The organism is Streptococcus sp. Marseille-Q7156 (genome assembly GCF_965119495.1).
In genome coordinates, this window is sequence record NZ_CBCPLU010000001.1 from 204,974 (window position 1) to 231,751 (window position 26,778).

The window sequence follows — 26,778 nt, forward strand, 5'->3', positions numbered from 1 at the left end:
AGATTTTCAAAGGAGAAATCATATGACACAACATCTTACTGCTGAAGCGCTTCGGAAAGAATTTCTTGCTGTTTTTGGTCAAGAAGCAGACCAAACATTCTTTTCACCAGGTCGTATCAATCTGATTGGTGAGCACACAGACTACAACGGTGGGCACGTTTTTCCTGCTTCTATTTCCTTGGGAACTTACGGTGCAGCTCGCAAGCGTGACGACCAAGTTTTGCGTTTCTACTCAGCCAACTTTGAGGACAAGGGTATTATCGAGGTTCCTCTAGCGGATCTCAAGTTTGAAAAGGAGCATAGCTGGACCAACTATCCAAAAGGAGTTCTTCATTTCTTGCAAGAAGCTGGACATGTGATTGACAAGGGGTTTGATTTTTATGTTTATGGGAATATCCCAAATGGTGCTGGATTGTCTTCATCAGCATCCTTGGAACTTTTGACAGGGGTCGTGGCAGAGCATCTCTTTGATTTAAAATTAGAGCGTCTCGATTTGGTAAAAATCGGAAAACAAACAGAAAACAACTTTATCGGAGTCAACTCTGGTATCATGGATCAGTTCGCTATCGGTATGGGGGCAGACCAACGTGCCATTTACCTAGATACAAATACCTTGGAGTACGACTTGGTGCCACTTGATTTGAAAGACAATGTCGTTGTTATCATGAACACCAACAAACGCCGTGAATTGGCGGATTCTAAATATAATGAACGCCGTGCTGAGTGTGAAAAAGCAGTGGAAGAATTGCAAGTATCCTTGGATATTCAGACCTTGGGTGAATTGGACGAGTGGGCCTTTGACCAATATAGCTATCTGATTAAAGACGAAAATCGTTTGAAACGTGCTCGCCATGCTGTGCTTGAAAACCAACGTACCCTTAAAGCTCAAGCAGCCCTCCAAGCAGGTGATTTGGAAACATTTGGTCGTTTGATGAATGCTTCTCACGTCTCTCTGGAACATGACTACGAAGTAACTGGTTTGGAATTGGATACTCTTGTTCACACAGCTTGGGGACAAGAAGGTGTTCTCGGTGCTCGTATGACAGGGGCAGGTTTTGGCGGATGTGCCATTGCTTTGGTGCAAAAAGATGCTGTTGATGCCTTTAAGGAAGCTGTTGGCAAACACTACGAGGAAGTAGTTGGCTACGCTCCAAGCTTCTATATCGCTGAAGTTGCAGGTGGCACTCGCGTCCTTGACTAGTCAAAAGGAGGCTCTATAGTGACCTTAGTAGATGAATTTGTAACACATGTCATTTCTGAAAGTTCATTTGAGGAAATGGATCGAATCTACCTGACCAATCGTGTCTTGGCACGAGTGGGAGATGGTGTTTTGGAAGTTGAGACCAATCTGGATAAATTGATTGACCTCAAGGACCAGCTGGTTGAGAAAGCTGTTCGATTAGAGACGATTGAGGATAGTCAGACTGCGCGTGAAATCCTTGGTGCTGAACTGCTGGACTTGGTGACTCCTTGTCCGAGTCAGGTCAATCGTGACTTCTGGGCAACCTATGTCCACTCTCCTGAGCAAGCGATAGCGGATTTTTACCAACTCAGTCAGAAAAATGACTACATTAAACTTAAGGCCATTGCAAAAAATATTGCTTATCGTGTTCCGTCTGATTACGGTGAACTTGAAATTACCATCAACCTCTCTAAGCCTGAAAAGGATCCCAAAGAGATTGCGGCAGCCAAGTTTGTGCAAGCTAGCAATTATCCCCAGTGTCAGCTTTGTCTAGAGAATGAGGGCTATCATGGTCGGGTCAACCACCCAGCTCGTAGCAATCACCGTATTATCCGTTTTGAAATGGCTGGTCAGGAGTGGGGCTTCCAGTATTCGCCCTTTGCTTATTTTAATGAGCACTGTATTTTCTTAGATGGCCAACATCGTCCCATGGCCATTAGTCGTCAGAGTTTTGAGCGTCTGCTGGCTATCGTAGAGCAGTTTCCAGGATATTTTGCAGGCTCTAATGCCGATTTGCCGATTGTGGGGGGGTCTATTCTAACTCATGATCACTATCAGGGAGGCCGTCACGTATTTCCTATGGAATTGGCTCCCTTGCAAAAGATTTTTTCTTTTACTGGTTTTGAGCAGGTCAAGGCTGGAATTGTCAAGTGGCCTATGTCAGTGTTGCGTTTGACTTCGGATTCCAAAGAAAATTTGATCAATTTAGCTGACAAGATTTTGCAGGAATGGCGTCAGTATTCAGATCCTGCAGTGCAGATTTTAGCAGAGACGGACGGAACACCGCATCATACCATCACACCCATTGCCCGTAAACGCGATGGCCAGTTTGAGTTGGACTTGGTCTTGAGGGACAATCAGACTTCTGCAGAACATCCTGATGGCATCTATCATCCTCACAAGGATGTCCAACATATCAAGAAGGAAAATATCGGCTTGATTGAGGTCATGGGCTTGGCAATCTTGCCACCACGTTTGAAAGAAGAAGTGGAGCAAGTTGCTAGCTATCTTGTAGGAGAAGCTGTTACAGTTGCCGATTATCATCAGGAATGGGCAGACCAACTCAAAGTCCAACATCCAGATCTAGCGGATAAAGAAAGAGCCCTTGAAATCGTCAAAGACTCTGTGGGTGCTATCTTTGCGCGTGTACTTGAGGATGCAGGAGTCTACAAGCAGACAGAACAAGGACAGGCAGCCTTTATGCGCTTTGTGGAGCAGGTCGGAATTTTGCCAGACTAGGAGCTTTATCCTTGCACAGTACTATAAAAAGTAGTATCATAGTGTCGTTTGAAATATCAGGAGGAAATGATGAAAGATTTTCACTTTGATGCTATATCAGCTTTTGAAAATTATGAAATTAAAGAGATGAAAGATGGTCACGTTGTGGTGACCACAAAAGTAGTTGACTCGTCGCTCAACTACTATGGCTATGCCCATGGTGGCTATCTCTTTACCCTTTGCGACCAGATTAGTGGTTTGGTGCTCATCTCGCTAGGACTAGACGTAGTGACACTTCAGTCCTCTATCAACTACCTCAAAGCAGGAAAACTCGACGATGTATTGACCATTAAAGGAGAATGTGTCCATCAAGGTCGCACAACCTGTGTGGTGGATGTGGATATTACCAATCAAGAGGGCAGAAATGTCTGCAAAGCAACCTTTACCATGTTTGTCACAGGCCAACGATCAGAAGATAGACAGGTAAGGATATAGATAAACAAAAAAGAGGCTAGCACCTCTTTTTCTTATTTCTTTTTATGATTTAACACGGCATTGAGTACAATGGCGAGTAGGCTGGCTACGACGATTCCGTTTGAGAAGAACATTTGGAAGGCTGTCGGCATGCTGACAAAGAGATTGCTGTTATTTAGACCGACACCTGCAGCGATTGAAACAGCTGCGATAAGGAAGTTATGTTCATTGTTAGCAAAGTCAACACGAGCGAGGATTTGCATCCCTTGAATCGATACAAAACCAAACATCACCAGCATGGCACCACCGAGGACAGGGCTCGGAATGATTTGAGCAAGGGCACCAAACTTAGGAAGGAGTCCAAGGAGAACCAGGAAACCAGCTGCGTAGTAGATTGGCAGGCGAGTCTTGATACCTGATAATTTAACCAACCCAACGTTTTGTGAAAATCCTGTGTAAGGGAAGGTGTTAAAGATTCCTCCGAGAAGTACGGCCAAACCTTCTGCGCGGTAACCGTTGCGCAGGCGCGTGCTGTCGATTGGATCTTTTGTGATATCAGACAAGGCTAGATAAACACCAGTCGACTCAACCATAGACACCGTTGCGATGATACACATCATGACAACGGATGAGATTTCAAAGGTTGGCATCCCAAAGTAGAGGGGAGTTGGGACATGGACAAGTGGTGCTGCTGCAACAGGAGAGAAGTCCACCAAGCCCATGGTAGCAGCAATGGCAGTTCCAACAACCAAACCAATCAAAATAGAGATAGACTTGATAAATCCTTTGGTAAAGATGTTAATCAAGAGGATAATCAGAACAGTGATAGCTGCAAGCAAGAGACTTTGACCAGTTGGCTCTGGAACATTATTTCCCATATTTCCAATAGCGACAGGAATCAAGGTTAAACCAATCGTGGTAATAACAGATCCTGTTACGATAGATGGGAAGAGATTGGCCACTTTTGAGAAGATACCTGAAACAAGAACCACGTAAATCCCTGATGCGATAAGGGCACCAAACATAGCGCCACTACCATGGCTTTGCCCAATCATAATCAAGGGAGCGACAGATTGGAAGGCAACGCCGAGAACGACTGGTAGTCCAATACCAAAGTATTTGTTGAGTTGGAGTTGGAGGAAGGTTGCCACCCCACACATGAAGATATCTGTGGAAATCAGGTAGGTCAACTGCTCAGCTGAATAGCCAAGGGCTGTCGCAATCATGATGGGAACCAGGATGGATCCTGAGTACATGGCTAGTAAGTGCTGCAAGCCAAGAACGGCTGCTTGCGAATGTTTTTCTTGAGTTTGCATTAGAGATCTGCCTCCTTAAATACGACCTGACCATTTTCAAAACGATCCAAACGAGCGAGTGATAGGACAGGATAGCCTGCTTTTTCAAGCAAATCACGGCCATCTTGGAAGGATTTTTCAATCACAATACCGATAGCTTCGACTGTGGCACCAGCTTGTTCGATGATTTGAATCAAGCCTTTAGCAGCTTGGCCGTTAGCAAGGAAATCGTCGATAATCAAAACCTTGTCCTCTGGTGAGAGGAATTTTCCAGCGATAGAAACGGTGCTGGTTACCTGCTTGGTAAAGGAGTAAACTTCGGCAGTTAAGATTCCTTCGTTCATAGTGATGTTCTTAGCTTTTTTAGCAAAAATCATAGGAACGTTTAAGGCTTCAGCTGTAAAAACGGCTGGGGCAATACCCGACGCTTCAATGGTCACAACCTTGGTAATGCCAGCAGCAGCGAATTTTTCCGCAAAAACCTTACCAATCTCTCGCATCAGGCTAAAGTCAACTTGGTGGGTTAAAAAGGAATCCACCTTGAGGATGTTGTCACCCAAGATATGTCCATCCTTGAGGATGCGCTCTTCTAATAATTTCATAAGACCTCCTAAAGTCTAAAAGCCAGTTTACTTGTTGGTTAAATGTTTCTATAGTGATCCAGTTTGCTAGTACTATATATTTGATAAAACTAGTACGAGCGAAGCGAGTCTTATCAAATATTTAGTTTACACTTAAAGGCGTGCTTTAACAAAAATATTCAAAAAGGACCTACTTAATCTCTAAGCAAGTCCCCAAAATAGGCATGGCAAAAAAGACCATACCTCACTGCTGACTTACTTATTGTTAGGTGTTCCGGCACCTTGTAGAAACGTCGCACCAATTCACGACATAAACAAGTAAAATGATATTCAATTTTAAATAGGCTTGAGCCAATGTTTTTATTTTACACTAAATAACTTTAGAAATCAAATGTTTTGTTAGTGTTTTGGTTTGAAAAACGAACAAATATAATAAAAATGGGCAAGAATTAACTTATTGACTAACATTTAGAAGGTTTTTCCATTATAAAAGGCATATTATCAAGATTTTTCAAGACTTGACAATATGCCTTTTTCTTCAGTCTTTATGTTTCTACTCGCTAAATCTTAAAAAATAGCCATCGGGATCCAAAACTGCAAATTCATGAGGATATATAAAGCTATCTCCTACTCGAAATTCTCTTTTTGTCAGGGGACGATGGATAGGATAGTCAGCTTCCAGCAGTTTTTGGTGGAGCTGAGGAGCATCTGCAATGCCAAAGGAAATATTGACACCGCGCCCGAAAGGATAGGTCAGCTGAGCTAATTCTTCTGCGCTTCCTTCTTCTAGCATAAGTTGGCAGTCTTCAAGCGAGAGGAAGAGAAATTTCTCCTCTGGACGTTCGTATTCGACAGAGAATCCTAGCAGGTCGCAGTAGAAGTGGCGTGATTTTTCGATGTCAGATACTACAAATTCAGGAATGACAGCTTGATAGTCCATTCGTTTTCTCCTTAGAGTTCAATCTCCATGACAATGGGTGTGTGGTCTTGACGAGCTCCTGAGTCAATCATGTCAGATTTAGTGACCTTGTCAGCGATGCGGTTACTTGTTAGCCAGTAGTCGATTCTCCAGCCTGTATTGTTGATTTTAGAAGTCTTGCTACGTTGTGCCCACCAAGTATAGCGTTCTGGGACATCACCGTGAATGTGGCGGAAGGTGTCCGTAAATCCTGTTGCCAAGAGGTTGGTAAATCCAGCACGTTCCTCGTCGGTAAATCCAGGTGAACGGCGGTTGCTAGCAGGATTTGCAAGGTCGATTTCATTGTGGGCTACATTGTAGTCACCGGTCGCAAGGACTGGTTTTTCTTTGTCTAGTTGAGACAAGTACTCCGCATATTTGACATCCCAGACTTGGCGTTCTTCCAAGCGTTTGAGGCCATCACCAGCATTTGGAGTGTAAACTTGGGTAACGAAAAATTTATCAAATTCTAGAGTGATGATACGACCTTCCAAGTCCATGGTAGAAGGGGCACCGATTTCTGGGAAAGTGACAGTGGGTGTGAGTTCTTTCTTATAGAGGAACATGGTTCCAGCATAGCCTTTACGGGCAGGCTCTTGAGAAGAACGCCACGTGTTTTCGTAGTCTGGGAAGAGTTCTTCTAAAATTTCCAAGTGTTTCTTTGTAGGACCCTTGGCAGAAAGCTTGGTTTCTTGGATAGCGATAATATCAGCATTTTCAGCGACCAAGGTTTGTAGGACTTCTTGGGACAATTTAGCACGAGCTGAGTCACTAGTTAGGGCAGCATTGAGGGAATCAATATTCCATGAGATAAGTTTCATAAAGTTACCTTTTTCATTCAGATTATAGATTTTATTATACCAAAAAAAGGTCTATTTCCCCAACGTATGGTTTGAAAAATCACCCTCTTTCGTTTATAATGAAGAATGATTTTATGAAAGGGAGTGAAAATAAATGAAATTTTACTCATATGATTATGTACTTAGCCAAATCAGTCAGCAAAATGGAATCATGATTGGCTTTGGGATTGTGCTCCTAGCTATCACAGGATTTTTTTCTTTTAAAGCCTATCGAGATAAAAAGGGGACTAAGTTTCGGGAATTGGTCATGATTTTGGCTCTGACTTTGGTGGCCATGCTTTTGGTGACAATTTCAAAATACCAGACCAATCAAGCCTCTAACAATCAATTTCAAACCTCCCTTCATTTCATAGAGGTTGTTTCCAAAGACTTGGGAGTGGATAAATCAGAAATTTACGTCAATACTTCTGCAGCCACTGATGGAGCACTTATCAAGGTAGGTTCAAATATCTATCGTGCCATGAACGGGAGCCAACCAGACAAGTATCTTTTAGAGAAGTTAGAATTGCATCAAACAGACGCTATTGAATTGGTGGAGGTAAGCAAATGACACTCAACTATATGGAAATTTTAATCAAACTGGCCTTGGGTCTCTTCTCGCTTGTTTTTGTTATCAATGTGACAGGAAAGGGCAACCTAGCACCTAACTCTGCAACAGACCAAATTCAGAACTATGTTCTTGGTGGTATCATCGGTGGGGTGATTTACAATAGTTCTATTAGTATTCTTCAGTATGCAGTGATTTTGATGATGTGGACGATTTTGGTTTTGACACTCAAATGGCTCAATAACAATGTTCGTTTTGTCAAACGCTTGATTGATGGGAAACCAACTCTCCTCATCAAAAATGGGCAGATTGACCCAGAAGCCTGTCGTTCAGTTGGTTTGTCTGCGGCAGATGTAGCCCTCAAACTTCGTAGCCAAGGGATTTTCCAGATGAAACAAGTCAAACGAGCTGTGCAGGAGCAAAATGGCCAACTCATCGTGGTCCAAATGGGAGATGAAAATCCGAAGTATCCAGTTGTGACTGATGGTGTGGTCCAAGTCGATGTCTTGGAATCGATTGGTCGTAGCGAAGAGTGGCTGCTTGATAATCTCAGCAAACAAGGGCATGACAATGTAGCCAATATCTTTATTGCTGAGTATGACAAGGGTGCCGTTACAGTCGTAACCTATGAATAAGAAGAACCTGGGGTCTTGTACTCTTCGAAAATCTCTTCAAACTGCGTCAACGTCGCCTTGCCGTATGTAGGTTGCTGACTTCGTCAGTTCTATCTACAACCTCAAAGCAGTGCTTTGAGCAGCCTGCGGCTAGTTTCCTAGTTTGCTCTTTGATTTTCATTGAGTCTTGGCCTCAGGTTTCTATTTGCAATCAGAAAGGGATGTTATGTCCATTATTCAAAAACTTTGGTGGTTTTTCAAGTTAGAAAAACGCCGTTATTTAGTCGGGATTGTGGCTCTGGTCTTGGTTTCCGTCCTCAACCTCATTCCCCCAATGGTCATGGGACGGGTCATTGATGCCATCACATCGGGACAATTAACCCAGCAGGATCTTCTCCTTGACCTATTTTACCTGCTACTTGCAGCTTTTGGGATGTACTATCTACGCTATGTTTGGCGGATGTATATCCTCGGGACTTCCTACCGTCTGGGACAGATTATGCGCTCTCGTTTGTTTGAGCATTTCACTAAAATGTCTCCAGCCTTTTATCAGACCTATCGGACGGGGGATCTGATGGCACACGCTACCAATGATATCAATGCCCTAACGCGTCTGGCAGGTGGCGGAGTCATGTCTGCCGTGGATGCCTCTATCACGGCTCTAGTGACCTTGCTGACCATGCTCTTTAGCATTTCATGGCAGATGACTCTGGTTGCCATTCTTCCCTTGCCTTTCATGGCTTATGCGACCAGTCGTCTAGGGAGAAAGACCCATAAGGCCTTTGGCGAATCGCAGGCTGCCTTTTCTGAACTCAATAACAAGGTGCAGGAGTCCGTATCAGGTATTAAAGTGACCAAGTCTTTCGGGTACCAGGCGGACGAGTTGAAGTCTTTCCAGGCAGTCAATGAATTGACCTTCCAAAAGAACCTCCAAACCATGAAATACGATAGTCTCTTTGACCCTATGGTTCTCTTGTTTGTTGGTTCGTCCTATGTTTTAACCCTTTTGGTCGGTTCTTTGATGGTTCAGGAGGGGCAGATTACGGTTGGAAATCTGGTCACCTTTATCAGCTACTTGGATATGTTGGTCTGGCCTCTTATGGCTATTGGTTTCCTCTTTAATATTACTCAGCGAGGGAAGGTGTCTTATCAGCGGATTGAAAATCTTTTGTCTCAGGCATCGCCTGTACAAGACCCCGAGTTTCCTTTAGATGGTATTGAAAATGGGCGCTTGGAATGTTCCATTGATAGCTTTGCCTTTGAAAATGAGGAAACACTGACAAATGTTCACGTTAGTTTGGAAAAAGGGCAAACTCTGGGCTTGGTTGGTCAGACAGGCTCTGGGAAAACGTCCTTGATCAAGCTTCTCTTGCGTGAATACGATGTGGACAAGGGAGCCATTTACCTAAACGATCATAATATTCGTGACTATCGTCTGACAGACCTTCGCAGTCTCATGGGCTACGTCCCTCAGGACCAGTTCCTCTTTGCGACTTCGATTTTAGACAATATTCGCTTTGGCAATCCTAACTTGCCCCTTTCAGCGGTCGAGGAAGCGACTAAGCTAGCTCAAGTTTACCAAGATATTGTAGCCATGCCTCAAGGATTTGATACGCTAATTGGAGAAAAAGGAGTCAGTCTTTCTGGAGGCCAAAAGCAGCGTCTGGCCATGAGTCGGGCGATGATTTTAGACCCTGATATCTTGATTTTGGATGATTCCTTGTCCGCCGTGGATGCCAAGACAGAGTATGCGATTATTGACAATCTAAAGGAAACGCGTAAGGACAAGACAACCATTATCACAGCTCATCGCCTCAGTGCGGTTGTCCATGCAGATTTGATTTTAGTCCTGCAAAATGGCCAAATTATCGAGCGAGGCAGGCACGAAGACCTGCTAGCTTTGAATGGCTGGTATGCCCAGACCTACCAGTCTCAACAGTTGGAAATGAAAGGAGAAGAAGATGCAGAATAAACAGGAACAATGGACTGTATTGAAGCGCTTGATGTCTTATCTCAAGCCTTATGGACTCCTTACCTTTTTGGCACTCAGTTTTCTCCTAGCGACGACGGTCATTAAAAGCGTCATTCCCCTTGTGGCTTCCCACTTTATTGACCAGTATCTCAGCAATCTCAACCAACTCGCTGTGACCGTTTTACTGGCCTACTATGGCCTTTATATCCTACAAACTGTAGTTCAGTATGTCGGCAATCTTCTCTTTGCGCGCGTGTCCTACAGTATTGTTAGAGATATTCGTCGAGATGCCTTTGCCAATATGGAGAAGCTGGGCATGTCTTACTTTGACAAGACGCCAGCAGGCTCTATCGTCTCTCGTTTGACAAATGACACCGAGACTATCAGTGATATGTTTTCAGGGATTTTATCTAGCTTTATCTCAGCAGTTTTCATCTTTCTGACAACTCTTTATACCATGTTGGTGTTGGATTTTCGTTTAACAGCATTAGTCTTGCTCTTTCTCCCCTTGATTTTCCTTTTGGTCAATCTCTATCGGAAAAAATCAGTGAAAATCATTGAAAAAACCAGAAGTCTCTTGTCAGATATCAATAGTAAGCTGGCCGAAAACATCGAGGGAATCAGAATAATCCAGGCTTTTAATCAAGAGAAGCGCCTGCAGGCGGAATTTGATGAGATCAACCGAGAACACTTGGTCTATGCCAACCGTTCTGTAGCCTTGGATGCCCTCTTTTTGCGCCCTGCCATGAGTTTGCTGAAACTCTTAGGTTATGCGGTCTTGATGGCTTACTTTGGCTATCGAGGACTTTATCTGGGAATAACGGCCGGGACTATGTATGCCTTTATCCAGTACATCAACCGCCTTTTTGATCCCTTGATTGAAGTAACGCAAAACTTCTCAACCCTTCAAACGTCCATGGTTTCTGCAGGTCGTGTCTTTGCCCTGATCGACGAGAGGACCTATGAACCCCTTCAAGAAAATGGCCAGGCCGAGATCAAAGAAGGCAATATCCGGTTTGAACATGTGTGTTTCTCATATGACGGTAAACATCCGATTCTGGATGATATTTCCTTTTCGGTTAATAAGGGTGAAACCATAGCTTTTGTAGGGCATACAGGTTCTGGGAAATCTTCGATTATCAATGTCCTCATGCGCTTTTATGAATTTCAGTCAGGGCGAGTTCTCTTGGATGATGTGGATATTAGGAACTACAGTCAGGAAGAGTTGAGAAAAAACATCGGGCTGGTCTTGCAGGATCCCTTCCTCTATCATGGGACCATTAAGTCCAATATCGCCATGTACCAAGAAATCAGTGATGAGCAGGTCCAGGCTGCGGCAGCCTTCGTGGATGCAGATTCCTTTATTCAAGAACTTCCTCAGGGATATGATGCACCTGTTTCTGAGCGTGGTTCGAGCTTCTCTACTGGTCAGCGTCAGCTTCTTGCTTTTGCTAGAACAGTCGCCAGTCAGCCTAAAATTCTGATTTTGGATGAAGCGACAGCCAATATTGACTCTGAAACAGAAAGTTTGGTTCAAACTTCACTAGCTAAGATGAGACAGGGACGGACAACCATTGCCATCGCTCACCGACTTTCGACCATCCAAGACGCCAACTGCATCTATGTTTTGGACAAGGGGCGCATCATCGAGAGCGGAACCCATGAGGAACTCTTGGCTCTGGGAGGAACCTATCACAAGATGTATAGTTTGCAGGCCGGGGCCATGTCCTAATACTCTTTGATTTTCATTGAGCATAAGAAGGAAATCCTTCAAATTACAGATTTCTTTCACCGCCTTTTCCATTTTGTGGTATAATGAAAAATGTTGACAAATAGTATAATAAAAACAAAGGAGAAACAGCATGCTGAAATGGGAAGACTTGCCCGTGGAAATGAAATCAAGCGAGGTTGAGTCTTACTACCAGCTTGTCTCTAAAAGGAAGGGTTCGCTGATTTTCAAGCGTTGTTTGGACTGGGTTTTGGCCTTGGTCTTGCTGGTTCTGACCTCTCCCATCTTTCTCATCTTGAGCATTTGGATCAAATTGGATAGCAAGGGGCCAGTGATTTACAAGCAAGAGCGCGTGACCCAGTATAACCGTCGGTTCAAGATTTGGAAGTTCCGTACCATGGTAACGGATGCAGACAAAAAAGGAAGTCTGGTGACTTCTGCTAACGATAGCCGCATTACCAAAGTGGGAAATTTCATCCGCCGTGTCCGTTTGGACGAACTACCTCAGTTGGTAAATGTCCTTAAAGGTGAGATGTCCTTTGTCGGTACACGACCTGAAGTTCCGCGCTACACAGAGCAGTATAGCCCTGAAATGATGGCGACCTTGCTCTTACCAGCAGGAATTACCTCTCCAGCCAGCATCAACTACAAGGATGAGGACACTATCATCAGTCAAATGACCGAAAAAGGCCTATCAGTTGACCAAGCCTATGTCGAACACGTCCTTCCTGAAAAGATGCGCTATAACCTCGCCTATCTCCGAGAGTTTAGTTTCCTTGGAGACATCAAAATCATGTTTCAAACCGTGTTTGAAGTGCTAAAATAAAGTAGTCATGAGAAAATGAGTACAGATAAAAGGAGCAAATCAATGCCAAATTACAATATTCCATTTTCACCACCCGATATTACCGAAGCAGAAATTGCTGAAGTAGCGGATACCCTTCGTTCTGGTTGGATTACAACAGGTCCTAAGACCAAAGAACTGGAGCGTCGCTTGTCCCAATACACACAGACGCCTAAGACTGTCTGCCTTAACTCTGCGACAGCCGCTCTGGAGTTAATTTTGCGCGTCTTGGAAGTGGGACCTGGTGATGAAGTCATCGTTCCAGCCATGACCTATACAGCTTCATGTAGTGTCATCACTCACGTAGGGGCGACCCCTGTCATGGTGGATATCCAAGCTGATACGTTTGAGATGGATTATGACTTGCTGGAGCAAGCCATTACTGAAAAGACTAAGGTGATCATCCCAGTAGAGCTCGCAGGGATTGTTTGCGACTATGACCGTTTGTTCCAAGTAGTGGAGAAGAAACGTGATCTCTTTACCGCTTCAAGCAAGTGGCAAAAAGCCTTTAACCGTATTGTGATTGTTTCTGATAGTGCCCATGCTTTGGGATCTACTTATAAAGGGAAACCAGCTGGTTCTATCGCTGACTTTACTTCCTTCTCATTCCATGCCGTTAAGAATTTTACAACAGCTGAGGGTGGAAGTGCTACTTGGAAAGCCAATCCAGCGATTGACGACGAAGAGATGTACAAGGAATTCCAAATCCTTTCCCTTCACGGGCAAACTAAGGATGCTCTTGCCAAGATGCAACTGGGCTCATGGGAATACGATATCGTCACACCAGCCTACAAGTGCAATATGACTGATATCATGGCTTCCCTTGGTTTGGTACAATTGGGCCGCTATCCAAGTTTGTTGCAACGTCGTAAGGACATCGTGGACCGCTATGATCGTGGTTTTGCAGGTTCTCGTATCCATCCATTGGCACACAAGACTGATACAGTTGAATCATGCCGCCACCTCTACATCACCCATGTAGAAGGAGCGAGCTTAGAAGAACGCAATCTTATCATCCAAGAATTGGCTAAAGCAGGAATTGCGAGTAACGTCCACTACAAACCGCTTCCGCTCTTGACAGCCTATAAGAATCTTGGCTTTGATATAGCCAACTATCCTAAGGCCTATGCCTTCTTTGAAAATGAAATTACGCTCCCTCTTCACACTAAATTAAGCGATGAAGAAGTAGACTATATCATTGAGACTTTCAAAACAGTTTCTGAAAAAGTACTAGTTTCATCAAAAAAATGACAAACTACAGTCAAGTAATAGTGATTCTGTTTCTAAAAAGTCTAATTGAGTGTAAAACTGTTGTTTTCAATTGAAAGTCCTATAGTAAAATGAAATAAAAACAGGACAAATCAATCAGGATAGTCAAATTAATTTCTAGCAATATTTTAGAAGCAAAGGTGTACTCTTATAGTTTCAATATACTGTATGGTTTGAAATGAGATGTGAGCAATTTGGTGTAGCATTTAGAATTTTTATTAGGCATCATTTAGAAAATGTAGTGTCTTGTTCTAGTTTTCAATTCACCCTATTTTTTGAAAGACGCGAGTTTCCACGAATGAGGTTGTGGAAACTCGCGTCTTTCTTTTTGTTTTCAGAATATTGTTCAAAGTTTTGAGACTATTTTTCATGTTCTAGTCATTCTTTTGAAATAATCTATAAAACACGTGTCTACAATGATCTATATGTCCTATTCCAGTATTTTAGAAGAACTGCGTCTATTTTTATAGAGCTTGAATCTAGCTTTTATAGAAAATCTATTTAAGAAATATATTGTATTGTTTTGATTTCAATCCGCTATATGAACGATATTCATGTAAATATACCTGGTGAATGCTTGCATGACAAGATATTTGTTCTTGTATTTATAAATTAGTATTTTATGAGATATCAACATGCTTTAAATACAGTGAATAGGATATTTTTATGTTCAAGCTAAGAAAGATAGTAATCACTTTTGAATGGAAGGTTAAAGAATTATTAGAAGTATGGTTAGATATATAAATGGTCACGCTTTCACAATTTTGATATTTTATTGTGTTATTCCTTGACAATTTTGATTTAAAAATATATTATAAAGAAAATGACAGCGGTGTCATTTTCTGGTATGGAATTTATATGAATATTAAATTAGGACATAATATTTTTAATTGGAGGCTAATATGAAATCTTTTCAACAAAATGAGGTTTTCTCTATTCGTAAGTCTAAGGTGGGAGTTTGCTCAGTTCTCTTAGCGGTTTTATTTATTGGAACACAAAGTGTTTTAGCTAATGAAGTAGTTGGTGAAACTTCTTCGTCTAAAGATAATATGCAAATGAACTCTTTGTTGAGTAGCACATCTACATCATTATCTGCGGAACCCCATTCTGATACTCTCAGTCTTGATAACAATTCAAGTTTAAGTACTGATAATAATGGAGGAGTGAGTATTAATCAAAATAAACCTGATATAACAAATGATACTATGATTGGTAACATCTCTGGGATGGAAGTGAATACTATTTTAAGTACTAATCTGAACGAACACGTAGCTTTGAATGTTAAAGATTATGGAGCAATAGGTGACGGGGTTAATGATGATCGTCAAGCAATTCAAGATACAATAGATGCTGCAGCTAAAGGACTAGGTGGAGGAAATGTATATTTTCCTGAAGGAACTTATTTAGTAAAAGAAATTGTTTTTTAAAAAGTCATACACACTTAGAATTGAATGAGAAAGCTACAATTCTAAATGGTATAAATATTAAGAATCACCCTTCCATTGTTTTTATGACAGGTTTATTTACGGATGATGGTGCGCAAGTAGAATGGGGCCCAACAGAAGATATTAGTTATTCTGGTGGTACTATTGATATGAACGGTGCTTTGAATGAAGAAGGAACTAAAGCAAAAAATCTACCACTTATAAATTCTTCAGGTGCATTTGCTATTGGGAATTCAAATAACGTAACTATAAAAAATGTAACATTCAAGGATAGTTATCAAGGGCATGCTATTCAAATTGCAGGTTCGAAAAATGTATTAGTCGATAATTCTCGTTTTCTTGGTCAAGCTTTACCTAAAACTATGAAAGATGGGCAAATTATAAGTAAGGAGAGTATTCAGATTGAACCATTGACTAGAAAAGGTTTTCCTTATGCTTTGAATGATGATGGGAAAAAATCTGAAAATGTTACTATTCAAAATTCATATTTTGGTAAAAGTGATAAATCTGGAGAATTAGTAACAGCAATTGGTACACACTATCAAACATTGTCGACACAGAACCCCTCTAATATTAAAATTTTAAATAATCATTTTGATAACATGATGTATTCTGGTGTACGTTTTACAGGATTTACTGATATTTTAATTAAAGGAAATAGATTTGATAAGAAAGTAAAAGGAGAAAGTGTACATTATAGAGAAAATGGTGCAGCCTTAATAAATGCTTTTAGTTATAAAAATGTAAAAGATGAACTTGATTTAAATAAGAAAGTCGTTATTACTGAAAATACATTTTATATTTCTGATCCTAAAACAAAGGCTATTAGAGTAGCAAAAGATAGTGCAGAATATTTAGGAAAAGTATCAGATATTACTGTAACAAAAAATGTAATTATTAATAATTCTAAGGAAACAGAACAACCAAATATTGAATTATTACGAGTTAGTGATAATTTAGTAGTCTCAGAGAATAGTATATTCGGTGGTAAAGAAGGAATTGTTATTGAGGATTCAAAGGGTAAAATAACCGTTTTAAATAACCAATTTTATAATTTATCCGGTAAGTATATATCATTCATCAAATCTAATGCAAATGGGAAAGAACCAGTTATACGTGATAGCGATGGTAATTTCAATATTGTAACGGAGAATGGGCTTTACAAAATTGTAACAAATAACTTAAGTGATAAAAACGAAAAAGAAAAAAACAAAGAGGAAAAATTTAAAACAAGTTCATATGTGCATGAAAAACAATCTAATTCAAATAATGTAATTGATAGTAACCAGAAGAAAGGAGAGTTTAACTCAAGTAAAGATAATAGACAAATTAATGACAAGATCGACAATAAACAAGATAATAAGATAGAAGAAGTGAACCATAAAATAGTTGGAGATGTCAGAGAAACTGAAAATCATATTAATAAATCTAAAGAAATAGTAGAGGTAAAACAAAAATTACCAAAGACTGGTTCGAACAAGATTATGGAACTATTCTTAACAGTGACAGGAATTGGTTTACTTTTGACACTAAAAGGGTTGAAGTATTATGGTAAAGATAAATAAAATTTGTTCGATACAAGGAAGTTCCGTAGAAAATGAGGATGCTGTAGGTTCACAAAATCAGTATTTTTGGATTATTGATGGAGCTACAGATTTATATAATTCTAAAGAGGAGATAGGTTATTCAGTCTCAGAAGTTGTACATATTTTATCAGAAAGTTTGTCGGTTAATTGTAAAGAATCAAAAACTCTTAAACAAATATTTGAAACTGCTTTACTCGAGGTTAAAGATGAAATCGGTTTAAACTCATATGAATTAACAGAGTATTATCGCTTACCAACATTTGCTTTTATATTTGCTAAACTTTCAGAAAAAAGTTGGAGTATATGATGCTAGGTGACTGCGTCATGTTAGTAAACGAAATGGAAATAACTGATCATAGAGTAGATATCTTATTTGAAAAAGGGAAAAATGAGATAAAAGACTCAATTGGTACAAATAGTGTTTTAAATAAAAAAATTATTTTACAAAAAATCAGAAAATTATCTAATCAACCAAGTGGGTACTGGATAGGTTCGTTGGATGAGAGATTTTTAGACCATGCTATTATTAATCAAATAGATGTTACTAGTGAACAAATTGTTTTAATGAGCGATGGCTTTTATGAATTCTATCAAAATAATCAAAATAAAACTTTTGAAGAGTTAATTAAGATGAGATTTAATTCTTCTGCTATTGATCCAATCTATGGAAAGAAAGATGATGCAAGTATTCTAGTTATTGATGTTTGATATATTGTTTAAAATATTAATTGTTACTATTGAACTTTGTTAAGAAGAGGTACCTAAATGTTAAGGTTATATTTAGAAAATGAAATTATAGAATTATCAAATAATTTAGAGACCATTTGGGTATCTGTGCTTGATAAATATGAGAAGTTATTTGAATATTTATCAAATGAAGAACGAATAGAATTGATTAAAGAAGATTTAATCATAAATGAGTCAGTTCTAAATGTTGATAAAAAAGGATATGAGTTAATTTGTTTACAACATCCTGTTTCATATGACTTAAGAAGAATTATTAGTGTAATAAAAATATCAACTGACATTGAACGTATTGGGGATAGAATTGTTGAAATTTTAAAAAATCTACAGATTATTCAAAATAATGAAATGTTGAAGAAAATTATTTCAGAAATAAAAATACTTCATGAAGTTATCGGACTGCATATGAATAGGGCTATATCTTGTTATAGAGAGGAACAATCTGGATGTTTAGATATGGTTGTTATACAAAAACAGAATGAGATAGAAGAGCTTAGTATAAATATTGAAAAGAAAATAATGAATTACATATTTGAAGATGATGGGAACGTTTCTGAAGTAATTGGTGCTTTAGATATTATTCATCACCTTGATAAAATTGCTCATACTACGCAATCAATTTATAAATGGATAATGTATAGAAAATATGGGAACATAAATTAGAAAGAAAAATATATGAAAACAATTATTGATAATTTTGTTGATAGAGTAATTGAATACGGAATGTATAATGAAATTGACAAAATATATGTGAAAAATAGAGTACTAGCGTTAATAGGTGAGGAGGGAACTGATTGTATTTCCGATGAAAATGACCTGAAACTAATAAAAGATTACTTAGTGGAAATCGCCTTAAAAAACGGTAAAATTAAAGATTTAATCGAGGAAAAGGAATGTTTAGGAGCAGAGTTAATGAATTTCATAGTTCCTTTACCTAGTCGATTAAATGATATTTTTTGGAGTTCATATGATATATCACCTCAAGAAGCAGTTGAAGAGTTTTATAAATTAAGTAAAGATAGTGATTATATTAAAACTTCTGCTATTGCTAAGAATATTGAGTTTCGAGCATCAACTAAATACGGAGAGCTAGAGATTACGATAAATTTGTCAAAACCCGAAAAAGATCCAAAAACAATTGCTGCTGAAAAATTAGTAAAAGCAACTAATTATCCCAAATGTTTACTATGCATGGAAAATGAAGGATATCAGGGGCGAATAAATTATCCAGCACGTTCGAATCATAGAATTATTCGGTTGAAACTTGGTGACGAAGTATGGGGATTCCAGTATTCTCCCTACTCATATTTTAATGAGCATGCGATATTTTTAAATAGTCAACATGTACCAATGGCTATTACCTCTAAAACATTTGAACAATTATTGGAGATTGTTGATATTTTGCCAGGATATTTTGCTGGTTCAAATTCTGATCTTCCTATCTCAGGAGGCTCCATTCTTAGTCATAACCACTACCAGGGAGGGAAACATATTTTCCCAATGGAAAAAGCAAAATTTGAGAGTGAATTTCGTTTTAAAGACTTTGAGGATGTTAATGCTGGTATTGTAAAATGGCCAATGTCAGTAATTAGGTTACAAAGTGAAAATAAAAATCGATTGTTAGATTTAGCTAATAAAATTCTAAACAAGTGGAGGGAATATTCAGATTTAGAAGTAGACATCATTGCTATGACTGAAGATGTCCCACACCATACGGTGACTCCTATTGCTCGTAAAGTGGACGGGAGATATGAATTAGATATTGTTCTAAGAGATAATCATACTACTGAACAATACCCAGATGGTGTTTTCCATCCTCATCAAGATGTACAACATATTAAAAAGGAAAATATCGGGTTAATCGAAGTGATGGGACTTGCGATATTACCACCTCGTTTGAAACCAGAGTTAGAAGAAGTTGGAAAATATCTTTTAGGAGAGGATAACGCAATTGCGGATTATCATTTAGAATGGGCCGACCAATTGAAAGAAAAATATCCTCGCATTAATAAAGAAGAGGTTAATAGCGTAGTTCAACACGAAGTAGGACAAGTGTTTGCGAGAGTTCTGGAAGATGCAGGAGTTTATAAGAATACACCGTCTGGGCATGAAGCGTTTATGAGATTTGTTAAGTCGGTTGGAATTAATTAGGAGGAAACCCAAATGGCAATATTGGTAACAGGCGGAGCTGGTTATATTGGTAGCCATACCGTAGTAGAATTACTAAATTTAGGAAAGGAAGTCATAATTGTCGACAACCTTTCGAACTCTAGCATCTTGGTGCTAGACCGTATTGAAGCAATTACAGGAATACGTCCCGTGTTTTACGAATTAGATGTTTGTGATAAACAAGCATTGAGAAAGGTATTTGAAAAAGAATCGATTGATGCTGCAATTCATTTTGCAGGTTATAAAGCTGTCGGAGAATCCGTGCAAAAGCCTGTGATGTACTACAAAAATAATATTATGAGTACATTAGCACTTGTTGAAGTGATGTCAGAATTTAATGTTAAAAAGATTGTCTTTTCTTCAAGTGCGACTGTATATGGAATTAACAATCAGTCACCCCTAATTGAGACGATGGAAACAAGTGCGACAAATCCTTATGGGTATACGAAAGTGATGCTTGAACAAATTTTAAAAGATGTTCATGTGGCAGATTCAGAATGGAGTATTGCGTTGCTTCGTTATTTCAATCCAATTGGTGCTCATGAGTCTGGTTTGATTGGGGAAGATCCCTCAGGAATTCCTAACAACTTGATGCCTTATATTGCACAAGTAGCGGTAGGTAAGCTGTCAGAGCTAAGTGTGTTCGGAAATGATTATGATACGCTTGATGGTACTGGTGTGCGTGATTATATCCATGTAGTGGATTTAGCGATAGGGCATATAAAAGCTTTAGAAAAAGTATCTGAAAAAACAGATGTTTATATCTATAACCTAGGCTCGGGAGAAGGCACTAGTGTATTACAACTTGTAAATACATTTGAAAGTGTTAATAAGGTCCCTATTCCTTATAAAATAGTTCCAAGACGTTCAGGAGACGTTGCAACTTGTTATGCAAATGCAGACAAAGCATATAAGGAATTAAATTGGAGGACAACAAAATCGATTGAAGACATGTGTAGAGATACATGGAATTGGCAATCAAAAAATCCCAATGGCTATAATTGATGATACTGTCTATATGAGTGCTGTATTTTGGAAAAATTACTTAACCTTTTAATGAAATTCATATTTAATGAAAGATAAATTTTTTTAAAAAATTTTTTGAAAGCGCTTGACAAAGGAAACGGTTTCATTGTATAATGTAAACATGATGACACCGATGTCAAATATAAAAAAGAAGGTCTTTATATGAAAAACTTAACAAAAATTAAGTTCAAAGAGAATGGGGAATTTAATCATTTCCCTGGGAATACAGTTGTAGCAAATCTTTATACTAAACAAGATTTGATGGAAGTTGTTGATATTATTCAATCACGTTATAGAGAATTACCATTTATCGATAAGTTTACTTTAACTCCAAGGAATTCTATTCACATGACTGTAATTGAATTGTTGTGCCATGAAAATCGTGAAACGGAGTTTTGGAGCAGTAATCTTCCTCTAGATACACCTTTACAGGAAATACATGATTACTTTGCTAAACAACTTGAAATTTTTCCATTGTTGGATGAAGAAATTCATATGCGTGTAACTGAAATGGGAAAACAAAACATATTAGTTGAACCTGCAGATGAAGCTTCTGCAAAGAGATTAGAAGAAATTCGTACTTATGTCTCAGAAAAAGCAGGTGTTCGTTTCCCTAATCATGATAGATATCAATTCCATATTTCAATTGGGTATCTTCGAATTCCTTTAACCGAAGAGGAGGAAGAAGAGTTTACTAAAGTCAGAGCAGAATTAACTGAAATTTTATTAGAGAAGATTCCAACTATTACTGTAAATCGTATTGACTATACTGTATTTGAAGATATGAGACAATTTGTTCCATATCACGAAAAATTTAAATAAAATAATAAAAAAGGAGAACTTATCATGAAAAAAATGAAAGTTTGGTCTACTGTACTTGCAACGGGAGTTGCTCTTACTACACTTGCTGCTTGCTCTGGAGGTTCAAATTCTACGACTGCTTCTTCATCTGAAGAAAAAGCTGATAAAAGTCAAGAATTAGTAATCTATTCGAACTCAGTTTCAAATGGTCGTGGTGATTGGTTAACTGCTAAAGCAAAAGAAGCTGGTTTTAATATAAAAATGGTTGATATTCCTGGCGCTCAATTAGCAGACCGTGTTATTGCCGAGAAGAATAATGCAGTTGCAGATATGGTATTTGGAATTGGTGCTGTTGATTCAAATAAAATTAGAGATCAAAAATTACTAGTCCAGTACAAACCTAAATGGTTAGATAAAATTGATCAATCTTTATCAGATAAAGATAATTATTATAATCCTGTGATTGTTCAACCATTAGTTTTAATTGGGGCGCCTGATGTAAAAGAAATGCCTAAAGATTGGACTGAATTAGGTAGTAAGTATAAAGGTAAATATTCAATTTCTGGTCTTCAAGGTGGTACAGGACGGGCAATTCTAGCAAGTATCTTAGTTCGATACCTTGATGATAAAGGTGAATTAGGTGTTTCCGAAAAAGGTTGGGAAGCAGCAAAAGAATATTTGAAAAATGCATACACTCTTCAAAAGGGAGAAAGTTCAATTGTTAAGATGTTAGACAAAGAAGATCCAATACAATATGGAATGATGTGGGGTTCTGGTGCATTAGTTGGACAAAAAGAACAAAATGTTGTTTTCAAAGTTATGACTCCTGAGATTGGTGTACCATTTGTAACTGAACAAACTATGGTTTTAAGCACTAGTAAAAAACAAGCGTTAGCTAAAGAATTTATTGATTGGTTTGGTCAATCAGAAATTCAAGTAGAATATAGTAAGAACTTTGGATCTATTCCTGCAAATAAAGATGCCCTAACAGAGTTACCTGAAGATACGAAAAAATTTGTTGATCAAGTGAAACCACAAAATATTGACTGGGAAGCTGTTGGAAAGCATTTGGATGAATGGGTAGAAAAAGCTGAATTAGAATACGTACAATAAGAAATAATTTAATTTTTATGTCCAAGTCTCTCTATTATTTCTAAATTTAAGGAAGAAATAAAGAGAGGCTTTTGGTTTAGTAATAGAGGGAGTTAGTGAGATGATTAAATTTGATAATATTCAAATTAAATATGGTGATTTTGTTGCAATTGATAATCTGAATTTAGATATACATGAAGGGGAATTTTTTACATTTCTTGGGCCTTCAGGATGTGGTAAATCAACTACTTTGAGAGCATTGGTAGGTTTTCTAGATCCATCATCAGGAAGTATTGAAGTTAATGGAACAGATGTCACTCATTTGGAACCTGAAAAGCGTGGAATTGGTATTGTATTTCAATCTTATGCGCTATTTCCAACTATGACTGTTTTTGATAATATTGCATTTGGTTTAAAAGTTAAGAAGGTAGCTCCAGATGTTATTAAAGCAAAAGTATCAGCAGTAGCAGCAAAAATTAAGATCTCTGATCAACAGTTACAGCGTAATGTATCAGAATTATCTGGGGGTCAACAACAAAGGGTAGCATTGGCTCGTGCTCTGGTTCTTGAACCTAAAATTCTTTGTCTAGATGAACCATTGTCAAACCTTGATGCAAAATTACGTGTAGATTTGAGAAAAGAGTTGAAAAGACTTCAAAAAGAGTTAGGTATTACTACTTTATATGTTACTCATGATCAAGAAGAAGCCTTGACTTTATCTGATAGAATTGCAGTCTTTAACAATGGATACATCGAACAGGTCGGTACACCAGTAGAAATTTATCATAATTCTCAAACTGAATTTGTATGTGATTTTATTGGAGATATTAATGTTTTGACCGATGAAACAGTCCACGAAGTATTACTGAAAAATGCAAGCGTTTTCTTAGAAGATAAAAAAGGATACATTCGATTAGAGAAAGTTCGATTCAATCGTGAAACTGAACAAGATTTCATTCTAAAAGGGACAATTATTGATGTTGAGTTTTCTGGAGTTACAATTCACTATACAATAAAAGTTTCTGAAAGTCAGATTCTTAATGTAACAAGTATTGATAGTCAGGCTGCTATTAGATCTGTCGGAGAAAGTGTGGACTTATTTATCACACCATCAGACGTTCTGCAATTTTAAGGAGGTGCAGTATGCGTCATAAATTAAATTTAAAAGATTGGCTTATTCGTTTAGGGTTAATCTGGTTCCTAGTAACATTTATTATTTATCCAAACTTTGATCTAGTAGTGAATGTATTTGTAAAAGGAGGAGAATTTTCCCTTGAAGCTGTACATCGTGTTCTAAAATCTGAGAGGGCACTTCAGAGTATTATGAACAGTTTTAAGTTAGCATTTTCACTCATTATTACAGTTAATGTCGTAGGTATTCTTTGTGTTCTATTTACAGAGTACTTTGATATTAAAGGTGCTAAAATTTTAAAATTAGGCTATATGACCTCTTTAATTTATGGAGGAGTGGTTTTAGCGACTGGATATAAATTTGTCTATGGTCCTTATGGATTGATAACAAAATTTTTACAAAATGTTATCCCTTCTTTAGACCCTAACTGGTTTATTGGGTATGGTGCAGTCTTATTCATTATGACATTTTCAGGAACTGCTAATCATACATTGTTTTTAACAAATACAATTCGAAGCGTTGACTATCACACTATTGAGGCTGCACGAAATATGGGAGCAAAACCATTTACTGTTTTCCGAAAAGTAGTGTTACCAACCTTAATTCCAACTCTATTTGCACTTACTATTATGGTTTTTCTTAGTGGTTTATCTGCAGTAGCAGCACCCATGATTGTTGGTGGTAAAGGATTTCAAACTATAAATCCAATGATTATTACATTTGCAGGGATGGGGAATTCTCGTGATTTAGCTGCCTTACTTGCAATTATTTTAGGTATTGCAACTACAATTTTGCTTACTATCATGAATAAGATAGAAAAAGGTGGAAATTATATTTCTATCTCTAAGACTAAAGCGCCTCTTAAAAAACAAAAAATTGCATCTAAGCCTTGGAATATCATTGCTCACATTGTAGCATATGGATTGTTTACAGTTTTCATGCTTCCACTAATTTTTATAGTATTATACTCATTTACAGATCCAGTTGCAATTCAAACAGGTAACTTAACATTATCAAACTTTACTTTAGAAAATTATCGCTTATTCTTTAGTAATAGTGCGGCATTCTCTCCATTCTTGGTCAGCTTTATTTATTCTATTATCGCTGCGACAACAGCAACAATTCTCGCAGTTGTATTTGCTCGAGTTGTCAGAAAACATAAATCTCGCTTTGATTTCTTATTTGAATATGGTGCTCTACTTCCTTGGTTACTACCAAGTACACTTTTAGCAGTAAGTTTATTATTTACTTTTAATCAGCCACAATTTCTTGTCTTGAATCAGATTTTGGTAGGTAGTTTGGTAATTCTACTTATTGCATATATAGTTGTAAAAATCCCATTTTCTTATAGAATGGTACGTGCTATTTTATTTAGTGTTGATGATGAGATGGAAGATGCAGCAAGAAGTATGGGTGCTTCACCTTTTTATACTATGATGAAGGTTATCATTCCATTTATTTTACCGGTTGTTCTCTCTGTTATTGCTTTAAACTTTAACTCTTTATTAACTGACTTCGACTTATCTGTATTTCTTTACCATCCATTAGCTCAACCGCTGGGTATAACTATTCGTTCAGCAGGTGATGAAACAGCAACTTCAAATGCTCAAGCACTTGTGTTCGTTTATACTATTGTATTAATGATAATTTCTGGTTCTGTATTATACTTTACTCAGAGACCAGCTAGTAGAAAAAGGAAATAATAATGCAGGCAACAAGCTTAGGACTATCATATATCGAAATTGTATTAAGAATTGTACTTTCATTAGTTATTGGTGGTGTAATTGGTTTAGAGAGAGGAAGTAAATCTCAACCAGCAGGTATTCGTACACATAGTATTGTTTGTCTGGCTGCATGTTTAATTATGATGACTAATGAGTATGTATCTTATAAATTTGGTACAGGAGATCCTACACGCTTAGGTGCGCAAGTTATATCAGGTGTTGGTTTTCTTGGGGCTGGAACAATACTTATTACAGATAAAAAGAAAATAACTGGTTTAACAACTGCAGCCGGAATATGGGCTTCAGCTGGAATCGGTCTAGCTATAGGTGTTGGTTTTTATGAAGGAGCCGTACTAGGAGCAGTGTCTGTTTGGAGTGTTATAACTATGTTCCAACCTTTAAAAAAATATCTTCAAAGTCGTTCAAAGATAATAGAATTGTATATCGTTGTTAGATCTACAGAGGCATATAATCGGGTACTAGTATACTGTGCTGAGAATGGCATTAGAATGACTGATTCTAGAACTGCATTTGGAGATGTTAATTCAGAAAGAATTGAATATTTTGATGTTCCAGAAAAAAAAATAGCATCATTTATTACTCTAGAACTATCAGGAAGATTTGAACATCTTCGTTTGATGGAAGAAATTGCTAATATTGTAGGTGTTATTTATGTCGAAGAAATTAGCTGAAATTTAGTAAACAAAGGGACAGATGTTTTTGTCCTTTTGTTTTTTAGATGTTTTAATCATCTAATTTTTGAGTAGATTTTTGCTCTGAGGTTTTTATGAAAGATTATAAAATCAATTTTGATTTAGGTAAAATAGAATATTTTGATAATAATTGTTTGATACAAGTATACAAATTTATTTCTTTTTATGATATTTGTGAAATGGTGTTTGCCTTTCATTTACCTCCTGATGAGTTGATAACAAATGTTATTTTTAAAGAAAAAATTAACTCTATGTTAGAATGTTACATTGACAGGCTATTATATGTTTTTATAAATCCTACAAATTTTACTGAAAAAGTTAATCTAGAATTTTATGGGAGTTTTTTCTCATATGAATTTATTTGTCGTGAAGTTGGAAACATTCTTAAAAATAAAGGTGTGAAATGCAATTTAAACTTTTTTGAAGGGGAAGAATATTTGTAAAATTAATTTTGTGGATTTGTTGATATTTAATAATTTACTAAATTCTCTTGTTAAAAAAAATTAAATATTGTATAGTAATA

At 37.8% G+C, this 26,778-nt stretch carries 25 protein-coding genes, 1 pseudogene and 1 riboswitch; of the genes and pseudogenes, 22 read left to right on the forward strand and 4 right to left on the reverse strand.

Annotated features, from left to right (window positions below; all coding sequences use genetic code 11):
• Nucleotides 1–22 precede the first annotated feature (22 nt).
• The 3 genes from ACWPV5_RS01095 to ACWPV5_RS01105 all read left to right on the forward strand — a co-directional run bounded on the left by ACWPV5_RS01095 (nt 23) and on the right by ACWPV5_RS01105 (nt 3,175).
• A complete protein-coding gene (locus ACWPV5_RS01095; protein ID WP_454381993.1) occupies nt 23–1,201 on the forward strand; it encodes a galactokinase in 1,179 nt (392 codons plus the stop codon).
• Between the two features lie 18 nt (nt 1,202–1,219).
• The gene (locus ACWPV5_RS01100) at nt 1,220–2,701 is read left to right on the forward strand and encodes a UDP-glucose--hexose-1-phosphate uridylyltransferase (RefSeq protein WP_454381994.1); all 1,482 of its coding nucleotides are present in this window, start codon (nt 1,220–1,222) and stop codon (nt 2,699–2,701) included.
• A 69-nt stretch (nt 2,702–2,770) separates the two neighbouring features.
• Nucleotides 2,771–3,175, forward strand: a complete 405-nt coding sequence (locus ACWPV5_RS01105) for a PaaI family thioesterase (RefSeq protein ID WP_218764316.1) — start codon at nt 2,771–2,773, stop codon at nt 3,173–3,175.
• Nucleotides 3,176–3,207: 32 nt separating this feature from the next.
• Here ACWPV5_RS01105 and ACWPV5_RS01110 read toward each other — a convergent pair whose 3' ends face one another.
• The 4 genes from ACWPV5_RS01110 to ACWPV5_RS01125 form a co-directional block, all read right to left on the reverse strand.
• Nucleotides 3,208–4,470 (reverse strand): nucleobase:cation symporter-2 family protein, encoded by a 1,263-nt coding sequence (locus tag ACWPV5_RS01110; RefSeq protein WP_173282433.1) that lies wholly within the window; start codon nt 4,468–4,470, stop codon nt 3,208–3,210.
• Nucleotides 4,470–5,051, reverse strand: a complete 582-nt coding sequence (locus ACWPV5_RS01115; RefSeq protein WP_000770403.1) for a xanthine phosphoribosyltransferase — start codon at nt 5,049–5,051, stop codon at nt 4,470–4,472. The genes ACWPV5_RS01110 and ACWPV5_RS01115 overlap by 1 nt, the downstream gene beginning before the upstream one ends.
• A gap of 221 nt (nt 5,052–5,272) precedes the next feature.
• Nucleotides 5,273–5,368: riboswitch (purine riboswitch) on the reverse strand.
• A 215-nt stretch (nt 5,369–5,583) separates the two neighbouring features.
• A complete protein-coding gene (locus ACWPV5_RS01120) occupies nt 5,584–5,970 on the reverse strand; it encodes a bleomycin resistance protein (RefSeq protein ID WP_454381995.1) in 387 nt (128 codons plus the stop codon).
• Between the two features lie 11 nt (nt 5,971–5,981).
• Nucleotides 5,982–6,809, reverse strand: a complete 828-nt coding sequence (locus tag ACWPV5_RS01125; RefSeq protein WP_454381996.1) for an exodeoxyribonuclease III — start codon at nt 6,807–6,809, stop codon at nt 5,982–5,984.
• A 133-nt stretch (nt 6,810–6,942) separates the two neighbouring features.
• Between ACWPV5_RS01125 and ACWPV5_RS01130 the strand changes: the two genes are divergently transcribed.
• From ACWPV5_RS01130 to ACWPV5_RS01220, 19 genes and pseudogenes are all read left to right on the forward strand, one after another.
• Nucleotides 6,943–7,398, forward strand: coding sequence for a DUF3290 family protein (locus ACWPV5_RS01130; protein WP_454381997.1), 456 nt, complete (start codon nt 6,943–6,945; stop codon nt 7,396–7,398).
• Nucleotides 7,395–8,030 (forward strand): DUF421 domain-containing protein, encoded by a 636-nt coding sequence (locus tag ACWPV5_RS01135; RefSeq protein WP_454381998.1) that lies wholly within the window; start codon nt 7,395–7,397, stop codon nt 8,028–8,030. The genes ACWPV5_RS01130 and ACWPV5_RS01135 overlap by 4 nt, the downstream gene beginning before the upstream one ends.
• A 205-nt stretch (nt 8,031–8,235) precedes the next feature.
• The gene (locus ACWPV5_RS01140; protein ID WP_454381999.1) at nt 8,236–9,981 is read left to right on the forward strand and encodes an ABC transporter ATP-binding protein; all 1,746 of its coding nucleotides are present in this window, start codon (nt 8,236–8,238) and stop codon (nt 9,979–9,981) included.
• Nucleotides 9,971–11,713: an ABC transporter ATP-binding protein gene (locus ACWPV5_RS01145; RefSeq protein ID WP_454382000.1), complete on the forward strand. Its 1,743-nt coding sequence runs from the start codon at nt 9,971–9,973 to the stop codon at nt 11,711–11,713. Before ACWPV5_RS01140 ends, ACWPV5_RS01145 begins: the two co-directional genes overlap by 11 nt.
• 130 nt (nt 11,714–11,843) lie before the next feature.
• A complete protein-coding gene (locus ACWPV5_RS01150; RefSeq protein ID WP_061087659.1) occupies nt 11,844–12,536 on the forward strand; it encodes a sugar transferase in 693 nt (230 codons plus the stop codon).
• A 42-nt stretch (nt 12,537–12,578) separates the two neighbouring features.
• Entirely contained in the window at nt 12,579–13,805 is a 1,227-nt protein-coding gene (locus tag ACWPV5_RS01155) for a DegT/DnrJ/EryC1/StrS family aminotransferase (RefSeq protein WP_454382001.1), read from the forward strand.
• Between the two features lie 920 nt (nt 13,806–14,725).
• Nucleotides 14,726–16,543, forward strand: a pseudogene (locus tag ACWPV5_RS01160) (glycosyl hydrolase family 28-related protein).
• Nucleotides 16,510–16,833, forward strand: coding sequence for a hypothetical protein (locus ACWPV5_RS01165; protein WP_454382002.1), 324 nt, complete (start codon nt 16,510–16,512; stop codon nt 16,831–16,833). Before ACWPV5_RS01160 ends, ACWPV5_RS01165 begins: the two are co-directional and overlap by 34 nt.
• Nucleotides 16,817–17,161 carry a hypothetical protein gene (locus ACWPV5_RS01170; RefSeq protein ID WP_454382003.1) on the forward strand — a complete coding sequence of 115 codons (345 nt, stop codon included), beginning with the start codon at nt 16,817–16,819 and terminating at the stop codon, nt 17,159–17,161. Before ACWPV5_RS01165 ends, ACWPV5_RS01170 begins: the two co-directional genes overlap by 17 nt.
• Nucleotides 17,162–17,178: 17 nt before the next feature.
• Nucleotides 17,179–17,562: a hypothetical protein gene (locus ACWPV5_RS01175; protein WP_454382004.1), complete on the forward strand. Its 384-nt coding sequence runs from the start codon at nt 17,179–17,181 to the stop codon at nt 17,560–17,562.
• A 57-nt stretch (nt 17,563–17,619) separates the two neighbouring features.
• On the forward strand, nt 17,620–18,261 hold the full coding sequence (locus ACWPV5_RS01180) for a phosphate signaling complex PhoU family protein (RefSeq protein ID WP_454382005.1): 642 nt from the start codon (nt 17,620–17,622) through the stop codon (nt 18,259–18,261).
• Nucleotides 18,262–18,273: 12 nt separating this feature from the next.
• Nucleotides 18,274–19,749 (forward strand): UDP-glucose--hexose-1-phosphate uridylyltransferase, encoded by a 1,476-nt coding sequence (galT, locus tag ACWPV5_RS01185; RefSeq protein ID WP_454382006.1) that lies wholly within the window; start codon nt 18,274–18,276, stop codon nt 19,747–19,749.
• A 12-nt stretch (nt 19,750–19,761) separates the two neighbouring features.
• Nucleotides 19,762–20,772 (forward strand): UDP-glucose 4-epimerase GalE, encoded by a 1,011-nt coding sequence (galE, locus tag ACWPV5_RS01190; RefSeq protein ID WP_061743800.1) that lies wholly within the window; start codon nt 19,762–19,764, stop codon nt 20,770–20,772.
• A 183-nt stretch (nt 20,773–20,955) separates the two neighbouring features.
• Nucleotides 20,956–21,615 carry a DUF1868 domain-containing protein gene (locus tag ACWPV5_RS01195; protein ID WP_000793811.1) on the forward strand — a complete coding sequence of 220 codons (660 nt, stop codon included), beginning with the start codon at nt 20,956–20,958 and terminating at the stop codon, nt 21,613–21,615.
• Between the two features lie 24 nt (nt 21,616–21,639).
• Nucleotides 21,640–22,707 (forward strand): extracellular solute-binding protein, encoded by a 1,068-nt coding sequence (locus ACWPV5_RS01200; RefSeq protein WP_000738376.1) that lies wholly within the window; start codon nt 21,640–21,642, stop codon nt 22,705–22,707.
• Nucleotides 22,708–22,807: 100 nt separating this feature from the next.
• Nucleotides 22,808–23,818, forward strand: coding sequence for an ABC transporter ATP-binding protein (locus ACWPV5_RS01205; protein ID WP_000589137.1), 1,011 nt, complete (start codon nt 22,808–22,810; stop codon nt 23,816–23,818).
• Between the two features lie 11 nt (nt 23,819–23,829).
• Nucleotides 23,830–25,521: an ABC transporter permease gene (locus ACWPV5_RS01210; protein WP_001216191.1), complete on the forward strand. Its 1,692-nt coding sequence runs from the start codon at nt 23,830–23,832 to the stop codon at nt 25,519–25,521.
• 2 nt (nt 25,522–25,523) lie between these two features.
• Nucleotides 25,524–26,234: an MgtC/SapB family protein gene (locus ACWPV5_RS01215; protein ID WP_001149046.1), complete on the forward strand. Its 711-nt coding sequence runs from the start codon at nt 25,524–25,526 to the stop codon at nt 26,232–26,234.
• 95 nt (nt 26,235–26,329) lie between these two features.
• Complete coding sequence (locus ACWPV5_RS01220) at nt 26,330–26,698, forward strand: hypothetical protein (RefSeq protein ID WP_261024908.1); 369 nt, start codon at nt 26,330–26,332, stop codon at nt 26,696–26,698.
• Nucleotides 26,699–26,778: the final 80 nt, after the last annotated feature.

Excerpts from the sequence above, each read along its gene's own strand:
- ACWPV5_RS01130 (WP_454381997.1), top strand. The coding sequence starts at position 6,943 with ATGAAATTTTACTCATATGATTATGTACTTAGCCAAATCAGTCAGCAA.
- ACWPV5_RS01135 (WP_454381998.1), top strand. The coding sequence starts at position 7,395 with ATGACACTCAACTATATGGAAATTTTAATCAAACTGGCCTTGGGTCTC.
- ACWPV5_RS01110 (WP_173282433.1), bottom strand. The coding sequence starts at position 4,470 with ATGCAAACTCAAGAAAAACATTCGCAAGCAGCCGTTCTTGGCTTGCAG.
- ACWPV5_RS01180 (WP_454382005.1), top strand. The coding sequence starts at position 17,620 with ATGTTAAGGTTATATTTAGAAAATGAAATTATAGAATTATCAAATAAT.
- ACWPV5_RS01175 (WP_454382004.1), top strand. The coding sequence starts at position 17,179 with ATGTTAGTAAACGAAATGGAAATAACTGATCATAGAGTAGATATCTTA.
- ACWPV5_RS01220 (WP_261024908.1), top strand. The coding sequence starts at position 26,330 with ATGAAAGATTATAAAATCAATTTTGATTTAGGTAAAATAGAATATTTT.
- ACWPV5_RS01155 (WP_454382001.1), top strand. The coding sequence starts at position 12,579 with ATGCCAAATTACAATATTCCATTTTCACCACCCGATATTACCGAAGCA.
- galE (WP_061743800.1), top strand. The coding sequence starts at position 19,762 with ATGGCAATATTGGTAACAGGCGGAGCTGGTTATATTGGTAGCCATACC.
- ACWPV5_RS01120 (WP_454381995.1), bottom strand. The coding sequence starts at position 5,970 with ATGGACTATCAAGCTGTCATTCCTGAATTTGTAGTATCTGACATCGAA.
- ACWPV5_RS01125 (WP_454381996.1), bottom strand. The coding sequence starts at position 6,809 with ATGAAACTTATCTCATGGAATATTGATTCCCTCAATGCTGCCCTAACT.
- ACWPV5_RS01210 (WP_001216191.1), top strand. The coding sequence starts at position 23,830 with ATGCGTCATAAATTAAATTTAAAAGATTGGCTTATTCGTTTAGGGTTA.
- ACWPV5_RS01195 (WP_000793811.1), top strand. The coding sequence starts at position 20,956 with ATGAAAAACTTAACAAAAATTAAGTTCAAAGAGAATGGGGAATTTAAT.
- ACWPV5_RS01200 (WP_000738376.1), top strand. The coding sequence starts at position 21,640 with ATGAAAAAAATGAAAGTTTGGTCTACTGTACTTGCAACGGGAGTTGCT.
- ACWPV5_RS01205 (WP_000589137.1), top strand. The coding sequence starts at position 22,808 with ATGATTAAATTTGATAATATTCAAATTAAATATGGTGATTTTGTTGCA.
- ACWPV5_RS01115 (WP_000770403.1), bottom strand. The coding sequence starts at position 5,051 with ATGAAATTATTAGAAGAGCGCATCCTCAAGGATGGACATATCTTGGGT.
- galT (WP_454382006.1), top strand. The coding sequence starts at position 18,274 with ATGAAAACAATTATTGATAATTTTGTTGATAGAGTAATTGAATACGGA.
- ACWPV5_RS01215 (WP_001149046.1), top strand. The coding sequence starts at position 25,524 with ATGCAGGCAACAAGCTTAGGACTATCATATATCGAAATTGTATTAAGA.
- ACWPV5_RS01105 (WP_218764316.1), top strand. The coding sequence starts at position 2,771 with ATGAAAGATTTTCACTTTGATGCTATATCAGCTTTTGAAAATTATGAA.
- ACWPV5_RS01150 (WP_061087659.1), top strand. The coding sequence starts at position 11,844 with ATGCTGAAATGGGAAGACTTGCCCGTGGAAATGAAATCAAGCGAGGTT.
- ACWPV5_RS01170 (WP_454382003.1), top strand. The coding sequence starts at position 16,817 with ATGGTAAAGATAAATAAAATTTGTTCGATACAAGGAAGTTCCGTAGAA.
- ACWPV5_RS01145 (WP_454382000.1), top strand. The coding sequence starts at position 9,971 with ATGCAGAATAAACAGGAACAATGGACTGTATTGAAGCGCTTGATGTCT.
- ACWPV5_RS01140 (WP_454381999.1), top strand. The coding sequence starts at position 8,236 with ATGTCCATTATTCAAAAACTTTGGTGGTTTTTCAAGTTAGAAAAACGC.
- ACWPV5_RS01095 (WP_454381993.1), top strand. The coding sequence starts at position 23 with ATGACACAACATCTTACTGCTGAAGCGCTTCGGAAAGAATTTCTTGCT.